Genomic DNA, 12,930 nt, shown 5'->3' with positions numbered 1-12,930 from the left:
AATATTTTTAGATTACAAAAAAGGAGTCTATTATGGCAAAGGTACTATTATTAAACGGAAGTGCAAAATCAAATGGCTGCACAGCAACAGCATTACAAGAAATGGCTCAGGTTTTTGAAAAAGAAGGAATTGAGTCAGAAATTATTAATGTTGGAAATAAAAACATCAGAGGATGTATCGCTTGTGGCAAATGTGAAGAGCTTGGTAAATGTGTTTTTGATGATTTGGTAAATGAAGTTGCACCAAAATTTGAGGAAGCAGATGGGCTAGTAGTAGGTAGTCCTGTTTATTATGCATCTCCTAATGGGACAATTCTTTCATTTATGGATAGGTTATTCTATAGCACATCTTTTTCTAAGCATCTTAAGGTAGGTGCGGCTGTTGTAAGTGCCAGACGCGGTGGCAATTCGGCATCATTTGATGTGTTAAACAAGTATTTTTCAATTAGTGGAATGCCAATTGCTACAAGTACATATTGGAATCAAGTTCATGGATTTACAGCAGATGATGTAAGAAAAGATTTAGAAGGCTTGCAGACTATGAGAAATCTAGCTCGAAATATGGCATTCATGATAAAGGCTTTTGCCGATGCCAAAGAAAAATACGGCGAGCCAGAAGTAGAAAGAAGTTTCTTCACTAGCTTCTCAGACGGAAAGTAATTAAATCAGTTGAAATGAACAAATAAAAGACTAATTAATGCAGTGCATTAATTAGTCTTTTACTATTAGTGAAAATAGCCCAACAACTACAAGGAGTGGAAATGCAATATATAGCAAGCCACCGAACACTAGCATTACCAATATGAATGGTAGAAATACGATGTAAGTCATCAACTTAAATATTCCCCAGGTAGCTCTAAATGCAAAACCTATCATTTTCCCAAATACAATAAAAAATAAGACGAAAAATAATAATGTCATAGTAATCCCTCCTTAAACGATATTCATTGGATTATCGTCCATAACCAGTGCTGCAATGATGTATACTAAGATTCCGCTACCTCCAGCTAATGTAAAAGCTGCCCATATTAATCTAACTATCGTTGGATCAATGTCAAAGTATTCTGCTATACCTGCACAAACACCGCAGATTTTTTTGTTATTGCTTTTGTATAATCTTTTTCCATTCATAATCAATTACCTCTTATTTCTATTAAATATTAGTCCAGATTAGAATCCGATATCTGGCTCTTTTAAAACCTCTACATTATCAGACTTGTTGTTAGTAAAAAAGGATTCATTTGATAATCCGATTTCTTTTGCTAACTCGGGATACTCATCCATGAGCATCAGTATTTTACATCTTTTGATTCGATCTTGTACCGTCATAGATTAGTACCTCTTTTTAATATTTCTCTGTTCTTGCTTATATTTTATTAGGTAAATGCTGATTAGTATATCATTAATTAGGCAAATATTTATACCCTATTTTTCTTTTTTAGCAAAATAGATATAATGGATTATAGTAAAGGGGGACACCACAATGGGAAGAAAATCAATAAAAGAAGATAAAAGCATATATTTCAAGGCTCGAGAAGAAGCTGGATTAACAAGGGCTCAAGCCAGTGAATTAATAGGAACAATATCGGAAAGCCGATTGGAAAAGATAGAAACAGGCAAAGTAGCTATATACCCTGAGGATGTGGTAGATTTAGCAAATGCTTATAAGCGACAAGATCTATGCAACCACTACTGTACACATGAGTGTCGAATCGGTCAGGAATCTGTTCCGGAAGTAAAAATTTCTTCGCTTCCAGAGATTGTTCTAGGTATGCTCTCAGCACTTAATTCTCTCAACAACCAGAAAGAACGACTAATTGATATCACAGCAGATGGAGTGATTTCTGATGATGAAATTGAGGATTTTGTGGCTATTCAGAAGCAACTTGATCAAATAGATTTAACAGTAGAGTCCCTTAAACTCTGGGTTTCTAACATGATTGCTGAAGGAAAAATTGACAAAGAAAAGCTCGAGCAATATTCATAAGTATTGCTCGAGCTTTTCTTACTTTATAGGAAATTACTCTGTATTTCCTATAAAGTAAAAACAAGCTGCGCTTGAAGGATGTGTCTCGCCGGCATAGGAAGATAATTGCTTACAGCAATTGCCGGCTCGCACTGCTAGAGTTTTGCAAAGCAAAACTCTTTCTTATCTAAGTAATATGCTAGGGATTTAGGCTTTATGCCCATTTCCACTGTCATAAAGCTTTTGAATCTCAGGTGGAAGATTGTCAGGAAGCATGGCTTTGATTCCATCTTCATTTCCATCCTTTATGGCTGTTTCATAGTACCAGCATTTGTATTTAAGCATATCCAGAGTGCTTTGAAGTTGTGCAATTTCAGCTTCCACAGCGGCACGTCTTGTTTCAAAGAGCTTCTTTCTAGCTTCGTAGGTTTCAGCTCCCTTTGTAGTCATTTCCATGAACTGCTTGATTTCTTTGATTTCTAAGCCAGAACATTTTAGGCATTCAATTAAATGTAATGCTGAAATTTCTGCATCTGAAAACTTTCTTATTCCAGACTGGCGCTCCATATTAGGAAAGAAACCTTCCTTATCGTAGTAGCGCAAAGTTGAAATAGGGATATTAAACATTTCTGAAACTTGGCCAATTGTATACATCATAAGACCTCCAAAAGCTTGTACTACAAAAATACTTTAATTACGTGGATTTTAGCATGATATAAAATAATGTGCAAGAAAAAGCTTGACCTAAAGTTAACTTTAGATGTTAGTATACCTCTTGTATCAAAGAGAAAGGAAGTAAAAACTATGTATGACTTCTTGTGGGCTACTTAAGGAAAAAGCCCACAAGAACTTGGCTTTGCCAAGGGATTTTTAGCAATCTCTTGAAGCTATACTTCTACAGAGTTATAATAAAGCTGTACTTCTGTAGAAGTATAGCTTTATTTTTTGAAAGAATGGTGATTATATTGAGCAAATTAGTTTTATATCATGGATCAGATAGAATAATTAGTACCCCTCAGTTTGGATATGGTAAGCCATTCAATGACTACGGGCAGGGTTTCTATTGCACAAAGCATCTCGAACTTGCCAAAGAGTGGGCGGTTGATGATAAAAGAGATGGATTTGTTAATGTCTATGAAATAGATGATAAGGGGCTAAAGATTCTTAATCTAAATGATGAAAAGTATTCTATATTGCATTGGCTTACAGTTCTACTAGAACATAGAACTTTTAGTGTGAACAGCCCCTTAGCAAGTGAGGGATTTAACTATCTCAAGTCTCACTATCATCTAAATATTGAAGATTATGATTTAATAATTGGTTATAGGGCTGATGATTCATATTTTTCTTTTGCCAGAGCTTTTTTATCAAATGCAATTAGCCTTAATCAGCTTGAACAGTCAATGTATCTTGGTGAATTGGGACAACAATATTTTATAAAGAGCGAGAAAGCATTTTCGAAACTAAAATTTAAAGAAGCAGTGCCAGTAGACTATACAGTGTATTTTCCTCAAAAAATGGTTCGAGATAATAAGGCTAGAGAGGATTTTATTAGTATTTCAGGTAAGATGGATAAGGATGGAGTATATCTTTTGGATTTGGTAAGAAGGGAGGAGTCCCATGGTTAATTCATACAATCAAATATATTTAAATGATGCAATGATTAATCTGGCGGAGGCATTTCAAACAGCTGCTAGGGATTATAAATTTAAGCTGAATTTTTTTATGAGCTTATTTATAAATTCGGGAATAGCAGCACAGTTTGAGGTAGGAAATCCTAAGTATATTGTTGGAAAATCGGGGCCAGAGCTTACACAGGAAATAGTTCTTAAGACTGGTGCTGCAGATTTAAAGGCGGTTACCAAATCTTTTATTGCGCCCAAAGAAGATTATTGGACAGGCTGGGTGCTAGCCTACTATCAGTGGTACACAGGAAAAAGCTTTAGAGAAATACAAAACATAATCACCGCTGAAGAATTAAGAGAAAGATACAACCCATATCATGAGATGGATGAGCAAAAAATTGTGGATTATATAAATTCCAGGGCTGAACATGCAGATGCAGTCAATAGACTACAGATGTATCGAAAGCTCTTTGGCTTGTCACAAAGTGAGCTGGCAAAAGCTGCGGATGTCAATCTCAGGACATTGCAGCAGTATGAAATTGGTGCAAAGGATATTCGAAAAGCTTCTGTATCCACGTTGGAAGCACTCAGCAGAGTTTTGAAATGCAGTATTACAGATTTGATTTAGAGTGTGTCAAAGTGGTTCTAAAAGAGTATACTGTAATGTGAATGGAGTTTGCTAAACATAATGAATAGTTTTTGGAATAAATACAAAAAATATATAGCACCAGTAATCACAATACTGATTATAATTTTCGCATGGTCGGCAGTATGTGCATCTGGCACCTTCAGTGAATATGTCCTGCCTTCACCAGGCAAGGTTTGGAACACGTTTCTTAAACTGCTTGAATCGGGAGACATATGGGAAGATATTATCATAAGTCTTATCAGAGTATTAAAAGGCTTTACTATTGCGTTTATATTAGCATTTTTCTTAGGAACACTCACATCGCTGTTACCAAACAGCAGGATATGGTATGAGCCTCTTGTTCAATTCTTTAGAAATGTACCACCTCTTAGCTTAATACCTTTATTAATTCTTTGGTATGGAATTGGGGAAACGTCCAAAATAATAATCATTGTACTTGCGTCATTTTTCCCAATATACCTTAATATTGTAAAAGGTATCCTAGGCTGTGATGAAAAACTGTTAGAGGTGGGAGATGTCTACGATTACTCAGCAAAAGAAAAATTATTTGGAATCATTCTTCCTTATGCAGCAGCAGATATTTTAGTTGGAATGAGAATCGGGCTGGGGTACAGCTGGAGGGCGATTATAGGTGCCGAGATGGTTGCAGCAGCATCAGGACTTGGCCATATGATACTTTTTGCCCAGCAGATGTCCAGAACAGATAAGGTCATCATTGGAATTATTCTGATTGGAACCATTGGTTATCTTTCAGATAAGCTATTTGGAATGATAATAAAAGTAGTATTAAAGGGTGTTGGAGAGAACGGATGGCAATAGGTGAAATTCATGTAAAAAACATATCGAAAAGTTTTCCAGTAAATGGCAAAAATACTACTGTTCTTGATGATATCTCTCTAGAGCTTCATCCTAAGGAGATTACCGTAATCTTAGGCAAAAGCGGATGTGGTAAGACTACGTTGCTTCGTATTATCGGAGGGCTTGAAAAGGCAGATGCTGGCCAGATTGAATATGAAGGTGATTCCAGAATGGCTTTTGTTTTTCAGGAGCCAAGATTAATGCCATGGTTGTCAGTTTACGACAACATTAAATTTAGTGGAAAGAAAATAGGCATTACGGACAATGAAATCAGAAATCTGATTAATATTGTTGGCCTTAGAGGTTTTGACAATTCCTACCCTAATCAGCTGTCAGGAGGAATGCAGCACAGGGTTTCAATAGCACGAGCTATGGCTTACAAACCATCCTTTATAATGATGGATGAGCCTTTTGCAGCTTTGGATTATTTTACTAGAGAGCAGATGCAAAATGAGTTGAGGGAAATGCAGCACAAGCAGCATATGAGTATACTTTTTGTTACCCATAGCATTGATGAGGCTTTACTTCTAGGCAACAATATCGTTCTTATTGAAAATGGAAGGATTAAAAAGTCCTTTAATATACCCGAGTCAGACTCAGTTAGAGATTTAATGAATCCGTCAATGATTGCAATAAAACAACAGATTTTAGAGCAATTTAAAAATACAATTACATTTTCTAAGGAGGAAAAGAATGTTAAAGAAAATAATTTCGACAATGCTTGTAGCGAGCCTTGCCGTAAGCCTTTTTGTTGGCTGCGGAAGTAGCAAAGAGGGAGCAGCAAATAACGATGCTGGCCAAACAGAATCAGCTGATACAGCAGCTTCGGAGGAAGCTTTAGATGAGCTTACATTCACATATGTAACATCACCCCTAAACGTACCATCTATTATTGATAAGGATCAAAAGATTTTTGAGAAGGCTTTTGAGGGCACAAAAGTAAATTATGCAGAGATTACTTCTGGTGCAGACCAGACACAGGCACTTGCCTCAGGTGATGTGCAGGTGCTTTATGCAGTTGGAGCAACATCTGTAATTCTTTCAGCTGCAAATGGTGGAGATATCAAGGTTGTAAATATGTATAGCCGCTCTCCAAAGGCATTTTGCTTATTCGCAAAGGATGACTCAATTAAGAGTCCAGAGGATTTAGTTGGCAAAACAATCGCTGGACCTACAGGTACTAATCTTCATGAGTTACTTGCAGCATATCTTGCTACAGCAGGACTTTCAATAGATGATGTTAATTTTGTAAACATGGGAATTCCTGATGCAAAGGCAGCACTTGAAGGTGGAAGCATTGACTGTGCATTACTTGCAGGTGCGGCAGCATATCAGACACAGTCACAGGGCTACAATCTTGTGACAGACGGCGAAGGTCTTATCAACGCAATCATCGCTGTTGCAGTAACAAATGAATTCTATGAGGCTCATCCAGAAGTTATTGAAAAGCTTGAGAGTGCTCAGAAAGAAATCTTAAGCTATATCTCAGAAAATGAAGATGAAGCTCTGGCAGCTGTTGCAACAGAGCTCGATCTAGATGAGGCTGCTGTAAAGGATATGTACCAGTATTATGATTTCTCACTGGAAATCACAGATGAAGATAAGGCTGGATTCCAGAGAACAGCAGATTTCATGTATGAAGCTGGAATGATTGACGAAGAGTTTGATACTTCAACACTATTTTAATGATTAATAAAAACGATGGCAGGTGCTTTTCGCACCTGCTTTTTTACGCCGTGAGAGCCTGCTATAGATTGAATCTATAACGGGTTCTCATTTTCTTTAGGAGCTAGAAGTATTGAATTTACAGGCTTTGTAACATATAATCCTATCAACCTAGTAGATAAGTAGTTAATAAAACAGAGCGGAGGTAGTGAATATGAAAAAGAAATTGTTATCTTTGATTTTAATCGCAGCACTTGGGGCTAGCGTTGTTGGATGTGGAAGTAAAGGAGGAACAGCTTCAATCGATGGAGAAGATGTTCCAAAGGCTGGGGGAGAAAAGATAGAGCTCACAAATGTTTCATACGATCCAACCAGAGAGCTTTACGCAGCATACAACGAATTGTTTGCAAAGCATTATGAAGAAGAGTTTGGACAGACAGTAGAGATTACACAGTCACATGGTGGATCTGGAAAGCAGGCTCTTGAAGTTGCAAACGGACTTGAGGCAGATGTTGTTACACTTGCACTTGAGGGTGATGTTCAGGTAGTTGCAGATGCAGGACTCATTGATGATGGATTCACATCTGAGTTTGATGTAGATAGTTCTCCATACACATCAACAATCGTATTTCTTGTACGTTCAGGTAATCCAAAGAATATTAATGATTGGGACGATTTAACACGTAAGGATGTAGGCGTTATCACACCAAATCCAAAGACATCTGGTGGAGCAATGTGGAATTACCTTGCAGCCTGGTATTATTTCGAGCAGCAGGGACAGAGCGAAGATGAGATATTAGAGTCAATCAGACAATTATATGCAAACGTAGTAGTTCTTGATTCTGGTGCAAGAGGTGCAACCACATCATTTGTAGAGAATAAGCAGGGTGATGTTCTGATTGCTTGGGAGAATGAGGCATTCCTTTCACTTCAGGAATATCCAGGGGAGTATGAAATTGTAGTTCCTTCAGTGTCTATTTTATGCCAGCCAACAGTTGCTGTAGTTGATGAAGTAGCAAAGAAGCATGGCACAGAAGATGTAGCAAAAGAATATTTAAGCTATCTGTATTCAGATGAGGCACAGGAGATAGAGGCACAGAATTTCTATCGTCCAAGCACAAAGTCAATCTATGACAAGTATGTATTTACAGCTGATTCAAACACTATTACAGAGGTACCAGCAGATGGCAAGTGGATTAACGACAATATCACACTTACAGATATTAATCATTTTGGTGGCTGGACAAAGGCACGCGCTACACATTTTGCTGATGGAGCAAACTTTGACAGTATTTATGAACAGTAAAAGCAATTTTGGAATGGGGCAACCCATTCCAAAGTTTTTCAGAGAGGATTGTGAATATGAATAGACATAAAAGCGTAATACCTGGATTTGGAATATCAATGGGAATAACAATAACCATATTAAGTATTGTGGTATTGATTCCCTTGTGTTCATTAGTAGTCTTTTCTGCAAAGCTTAGTTTTTCTGAGTTCGTATATACGGTAACGAGACCAAGAATCTTATCGGGATATTTTGTATCAATCTCAACTGCATTTATTGCATCTTTAGTCAATGTAGTGATGGGAATAATACTTGCATGGATTTTAGTTAGATATGATTTTAAGGGCAAGAGATTTATTGATGGAATAATTGAATTGCCATTTGCTCTGCCAACAGCTGTAGCTGGCATATCCTTAACACATCTAACTACTACTAATGGATGGGTAGGACAGATTTTTTATAAGCTTTTTGGAATTCAGATAGCCTATACAAGAATAGGTATAACAGTTGCGTTGATTTTTATTGGCATTCCATTTGTGGTTAGATCGGTTCAGCCGGTGCTTGAAAAAATAGATATTCAGTATGAGGAAGCAGCATTTATTTTAGGGGCCGATGCAAAGACAACTTTTACAAAAGTCATCTTTCCAGAAATTCTTCCAGCGATAATTTCGGGATTTACCTTGGCCTTTGCAAGATGTATTGGAGAATACGGAAGTGTTGTTTTTATTGCGGGAAACACTCCCTATGAGACAGAAATCGCACCACTTCTAATCATGTCTGAACTGCAGGAATATGATTACTCAGCTGCAACTTCCATAGCTCTTGTGATGCTTGGAATATCAATAGTGATTTTATCAATCAATGCTATTGTACAAGCTAGTGTATCCAAGAGAGTTAATGGAAAAATCTAGGGGGATTTGATATGGAACTAAGAAAAGAAAATAGAGTTTTAAAATTTTTTTTCATAACCGTAAGCTTTGTCTTTTTAGGAGTGTTTTTGATATTGCCACTCATTTATATAGTGGTAACTGCACTTAGAGATGGAATCATGGGGTATTTGACAGCTGTATCCGATGAATATGCAATCAAGGCGGCATTACTAACTGTTCAGGCAACAATATGGGCGGTTATCGTAAATACGATATTTGGCATTGCAGCAGCCTGGTTAATAACAAAGTATGCGTTTAAGGGGAAGAAAGTATTATCTACATTTATTGATTTGCCTGTAACCGTTTCACCTATTATTGCAGGTTTGATATATGTTCTTACATTTGGTAGGCAAAGTGATTTATATCCTATTTTAGATTCATATGGAATACAGATTATATTTGCTGTTCCTGGAATTGTGCTTGCTACCATTTTTGTTACATTTCCATTTATTTCAAGAGAATTAATACCAGTTCTTACCTCCCAGGGAACAGATGAGGAAGAAGCGGCAGCACTGATGGGGGCAAAGACTTTTACTATTTTTAGGAAGATTACATTTCCTCATATTAAGTGGGCACTTTTATATGGTGTAGTGCTTTGTACCGCAAGAGCTATGGGAGAGTTTGGCGCGGTATCCGTTTTATCTGGCCACTTAAGAGGAAAGACAAATACTTTGCCTTTGTATATAGAGCTGTTGTATCAAGGCTATGATTTCACAGGAGCCTTTGCAGCATCATCGATTTTGGTGGTACTTGCCATAGTTGTGTTGATACTTAGGCTTGTAATAGAAAAAAGAGGGCAGAAAGAATTAGACCTAAATAAATAGAGAGGGCAACTGTTATGGGATATGTTGAATTAAGAGATATAAATAAACATTTTAAAAAGTTTCATGCATCAAAGGATATTAATATTTCTATAGAAAAGGGCAAGCTCGTAGCACTTTTAGGCCCTTCGGGAAGTGGAAAAACTACAATTCTTAGAATGATTGCAGGACTTGAAAATCCAGACTCAGGAGAAATACTGATAGATGGCAAGGTGGTAAACAACACACCTGGTAGTGAAAGAGGAATAGGCTTTGTTTTCCAAAACTATGCATTGTTTAGATATATGAATGTATATGACAACATTGCATTTGGACTAAGGGTAAAGAAAATTCCTGAGGATAAAATTAAGGCGAGAGTTACAGAGCTACTCACACTTATTGACTGCCAGGGATTGGAAAAAAGATTTCCTAGTCAACTATCAGGAGGCCAACGACAGCGTGTAGCTTTTGCAAGGGCTTTAGCTCCAAATCCTCAGATTCTTCTTTTGGATGAGCCATTTGCTGCTATTGATGCAAAGGTAAGATCAGAGCTTCGTACATGGCTAAGAGAAATGATTACAAAGCTTCAGATTACAAGCATCTTTGTGACTCATGATCAGGATGAAGCAATAGAAGTTGCAGATGAGATTATAGTGACAAACCAAGGCAAAGTTGAGCAAGCAGGCACACCGCAGGAACTTTACAAGAATCCTGCCACACCTTTTGTTGCTCAGTTTATCGGTAATTCTGTTGAAGTGAAAAACTATGAGCAGTTTAAGCATTTCGATAAGCAATCTGATGATTCAATTGCATATCTTCGTCCAGAGTTTGTAAGCATTTTCAAAAAAGGGGAAAGCGTTCAGTTTGCTAGTTCAGCCGAGGAAGCTATTGTGGAAGACACAATATTCAGAGGCAGCAACATTGAAGTGCGAGCTAGAATACATGGCAATCTTATTTCAGCCATCAGAAGTATAAATGATGCAGAAATAAAAGTTGGCGAAAAGGTTGATGTATTTATATATCGTTTATACGTAGTATCAGGAAATGAAGTTATTTTAGAGACTAACAGTTCACTGAAGGATGAAGAAGTTGTAATTTAAGGAATTTAATATGCTAGAAAATCTATTAGTTGAAAAGATAAACACAGATGTACTTATTGTAGGCGGCGGTACAGCAGGCTGCTATAGTGCGTACACCTTGGGACTTGAAGGACAATATAAAGTCTTAATTGCTGAAAAGGCAAATATAAAGCGAAGCGGATGCCTGGCAGCTGGAGTAAATGCAATCAATGCATATATCACAGAAGGTAGAGTGCCTCAGGATTACGTTGATTATTGTAAGAATGATGCCAAAGGCATTGTAAGAGAGGATTTACTTTTATCAATCTCGGAAAACCTTAATGAGGTAACCCATACTCTTGAGGATAATGGTCTGGTAATTCTAAAGGATGAGAATGGAAAATATGTCACTCGTGGAAATAGAAATATAAAGATTAATGGGGAAAATATAAAGCCTATCTTAGCCAAGATGGCTTCGGAAAGTAAAAATGTTTCAGTGTTAAATCATGTTAATATTACAGATTTGCTAGTTGAGAATAATCGTATATACGGAGCGGTAGGCTTTGACGTTAATGAGAAGAAAGCCTATGCGATTTTTGCAAAGGCTATTCTGATGGCTACTGGAGGGGCAGCAGGGCTATATCGACCTAACAATCCAGGCTTTTCAAGGCACAAAATGTGGTATCCACCATTTAATACTGGCGCTGGCTATGCAATGGGAATTAATGCAGGAGCTGAAATGACTACTTTTGAGATGCGATTCATAGCTTTAAGATGCAAGGATACAATTGCACCCACTGGAACCATAGCCCAAGGAGTTAAGGCAAAGCAGATGAATGGCCTGGGTGAAATATATGAGACAAAATACGGCGTTGCCACCTGCGAAAGAGTATATGGAACTACCAAAGAAAATGCTGAAGGCAGAGGGCCTTGCTATTTAAAAACAGATGTTATTTCAAAAGAACAGGAAGAAGATTTATACAAGGCATATCTTAACATGGCTCCATCCCAAACCTTGAAATGGTTGGAAGGAGGCCAGGGACCAGCTGAACAGAATGTAGAAATAGAAGGTACCGAGCCATATATTGTAGGCGGTCATACTGCAAGTGGATATTGGGTTGATAACAATCGTGCTACTACCGTCCAAGGATTATATGCAGCAGGTGATGTGGCAGGTGGTGCTCCTCAAAAATATGTTACTGGAGCATTGGCAGAAGGAAAGCTGGCTGCTTTGGGAATAGAAGAGTATCTGAAAAATGATTTTAAACAGGAGCAGAATGATTCTTGGAAGAAAATCATATCAGACTATAAGCATTATTTTGATAACACAGCTTCAAACATTACTATTTCTCAAGTGGAAGAAGCTATGCAAAAGATAATGGATGAATATGCCGGAGGCATCACGAAGGGATATCAGTTTAATGAAACAGGACTTGAACTGGCAACCACTAAAATCAAAGGCCTTTATCCTGTGCTAGAAGCATTGCAGGCCACCGATACAGATGATTTGCTACAAATCTACGAAATCAAGGAAAGACTTACCGTCTGTTTATCGTTGATAGAGCATCTGAAAGCTCGAAAGGAAACCAGATGGCACAGCTTTGCTGAAAACATGAGTCATACTAAAGTAAGTGAAAGCTTTGAGGCCTACATAAATTCTGTTAAGCAAGATGATGAAATCAGAATAATAAAACGACCTCTTTTGGTAGGGGATTACAGTCCACTTGAGTTTTCCTTTAATGATGATGGAACAATTGGCTATGCAGGAGGTGTGGTAGATGAGCATTAGAATTAATCAAACGTCCTGTGTAGGGTGCAAAAGATGTATAGAGGCTTGTCCTGGAAATCTAATCAAATTAAAGGATGGCAAGGCAGAAATCAAAAGAGAAAAGGATTGCTGGGGTTGCACGTCCTGTCTAAAGGAATGCGCTACAGGTGCCATTGAGTTTTTCCTTGGAGCAGATATTGGTGGAAAGGGCTCTATTCTTTCTACGAAGCAGCAGGGAGATTTACGACACTGGATTGTGACAGCTGTCGATGGAAGTATAAAGACAATCACAATTAATACTAAAGAATCAAACAAATACTAAAGCGAG

The 12,930-nt window shown here is 37.5% G+C and carries 17 protein-coding genes; 13 read left to right on the top strand and 4 right to left on the bottom strand.

What is annotated here, in order from left to right; all coding sequences use genetic code 11:
- Positions 1-32 precede the first annotated feature (32 nt).
- On the top strand, positions 33-659 hold the full coding sequence (locus tag T498_RS0104695; RefSeq protein ID WP_028234926.1) for a flavodoxin family protein: 627 nt from the start codon (positions 33-35) through the stop codon (positions 657-659).
- 51 nt (positions 660-710) lie between these two features.
- Here T498_RS0104695 and T498_RS0104690 read toward each other — a convergent pair whose 3' ends face one another.
- The 3 genes from T498_RS0104690 to T498_RS16680 are packed head-to-tail and all read right to left on the bottom strand — an operon-like array spanning position 711 to position 1,328.
- A complete protein-coding gene (locus T498_RS0104690) occupies positions 711-920 on the bottom strand; it encodes a hypothetical protein (RefSeq protein ID WP_028234925.1) in 210 nt (69 codons plus the stop codon).
- 12 nt (positions 921-932) lie between these two features.
- Positions 933-1,130, bottom strand: a complete 198-nt coding sequence (locus T498_RS0104685; RefSeq protein WP_036977795.1) for a PspC domain-containing protein — start codon at positions 1,128-1,130, stop codon at positions 933-935.
- A gap of 39 nt (positions 1,131-1,169) precedes the next feature.
- The gene (locus tag T498_RS16680) at positions 1,170-1,328 is read right to left on the bottom strand and encodes a hypothetical protein (RefSeq protein WP_155951014.1); all 159 of its coding nucleotides are present in this window, start codon (positions 1,326-1,328) and stop codon (positions 1,170-1,172) included.
- Positions 1,329-1,482: 154 nt separating this feature from the next.
- Here T498_RS16680 and T498_RS0104675 point away from each other — a divergent pair, with 154 nt between their 5' ends.
- A complete protein-coding gene (locus T498_RS0104675) occupies positions 1,483-1,986 on the top strand; it encodes a helix-turn-helix domain-containing protein (RefSeq protein ID WP_028234923.1) in 504 nt (167 codons plus the stop codon).
- 186 nt (positions 1,987-2,172) lie between these two features.
- Here T498_RS0104675 and T498_RS0104670 read toward each other — a convergent pair whose 3' ends face one another.
- Positions 2,173-2,619, bottom strand: coding sequence for a MerR family transcriptional regulator (locus tag T498_RS0104670; RefSeq protein ID WP_028234922.1), 447 nt, complete (start codon positions 2,617-2,619; stop codon positions 2,173-2,175).
- A gap of 311 nt (positions 2,620-2,930) precedes the next feature.
- Here T498_RS0104670 and T498_RS0104665 point away from each other — a divergent pair, with 311 nt between their 5' ends.
- The 11 genes from T498_RS0104665 to T498_RS0104615 all read left to right on the top strand — a co-directional run bounded on the left by T498_RS0104665 (position 2,931) and on the right by T498_RS0104615 (position 12,924).
- Positions 2,931-3,593 (top strand): DUF3990 domain-containing protein, encoded by a 663-nt coding sequence (locus T498_RS0104665; RefSeq protein ID WP_028234921.1) that lies wholly within the window; start codon positions 2,931-2,933, stop codon positions 3,591-3,593.
- Positions 3,586-4,218 (top strand): helix-turn-helix domain-containing protein, encoded by a 633-nt coding sequence (locus T498_RS0104660; RefSeq protein WP_028234920.1) that lies wholly within the window; start codon positions 3,586-3,588, stop codon positions 4,216-4,218. Before T498_RS0104665 ends, T498_RS0104660 begins: the two co-directional genes overlap by 8 nt.
- A gap of 60 nt (positions 4,219-4,278) precedes the next feature.
- Positions 4,279-5,058 carry an ABC transporter permease gene (locus tag T498_RS0104655; RefSeq protein ID WP_028234919.1) on the top strand — a complete coding sequence of 260 codons (780 nt, stop codon included), beginning with the start codon at positions 4,279-4,281 and terminating at the stop codon, positions 5,056-5,058.
- Positions 5,049-5,864, top strand: a complete 816-nt coding sequence (locus tag T498_RS14870) for an ABC transporter ATP-binding protein (protein ID WP_081779680.1) — start codon at positions 5,049-5,051, stop codon at positions 5,862-5,864. The genes T498_RS0104655 and T498_RS14870 overlap by 10 nt, the downstream gene beginning before the upstream one ends.
- Positions 5,791-6,783, top strand: coding sequence for an ABC transporter substrate-binding protein (locus tag T498_RS0104645; RefSeq protein ID WP_028234918.1), 993 nt, complete (start codon positions 5,791-5,793; stop codon positions 6,781-6,783). The genes T498_RS14870 and T498_RS0104645 overlap by 74 nt, the downstream gene beginning before the upstream one ends.
- A gap of 193 nt (positions 6,784-6,976) precedes the next feature.
- On the top strand, positions 6,977-8,068 hold the full coding sequence (locus tag T498_RS0104640) for a sulfate ABC transporter substrate-binding protein (RefSeq protein ID WP_028234917.1): 1,092 nt from the start codon (positions 6,977-6,979) through the stop codon (positions 8,066-8,068).
- A gap of 56 nt (positions 8,069-8,124) precedes the next feature.
- Entirely contained in the window at positions 8,125-8,958 is an 834-nt protein-coding gene (gene cysT, locus T498_RS0104635) for a sulfate ABC transporter permease subunit CysT (protein ID WP_028234916.1), read from the top strand.
- Positions 8,959-8,969: 11 nt separating this feature from the next.
- Entirely contained in the window at positions 8,970-9,800 is an 831-nt protein-coding gene (gene cysW, locus T498_RS0104630) for a sulfate ABC transporter permease subunit CysW (RefSeq protein WP_028234915.1), read from the top strand.
- Between the two features lie 14 nt (positions 9,801-9,814).
- Positions 9,815-10,876 (top strand): sulfate/molybdate ABC transporter ATP-binding protein, encoded by a 1,062-nt coding sequence (locus T498_RS0104625; RefSeq protein ID WP_028234914.1) that lies wholly within the window; start codon positions 9,815-9,817, stop codon positions 10,874-10,876.
- A gap of 10 nt (positions 10,877-10,886) precedes the next feature.
- Complete coding sequence (locus T498_RS0104620) at positions 10,887-12,623, top strand: adenylyl-sulfate reductase subunit alpha (protein WP_028234913.1); 1,737 nt, start codon at positions 10,887-10,889, stop codon at positions 12,621-12,623.
- On the top strand, positions 12,613-12,924 hold the full coding sequence (locus T498_RS0104615) for a 4Fe-4S dicluster domain-containing protein (RefSeq protein WP_028234912.1): 312 nt from the start codon (positions 12,613-12,615) through the stop codon (positions 12,922-12,924). The genes T498_RS0104620 and T498_RS0104615 overlap by 11 nt, the downstream gene beginning before the upstream one ends.
- Positions 12,925-12,930: the final 6 nt, after the last annotated feature.

It is taken from the genome of Pseudobutyrivibrio sp. MD2005 (assembly GCF_000621865.1).
Lineage (GTDB): Bacteria > Bacillota > Clostridia > Lachnospirales > Lachnospiraceae > Pseudobutyrivibrio.
The sequence above is the reverse complement of the archived record's forward strand: the minus strand, read 5'-3'. Positions and strand labels throughout refer to the sequence as shown.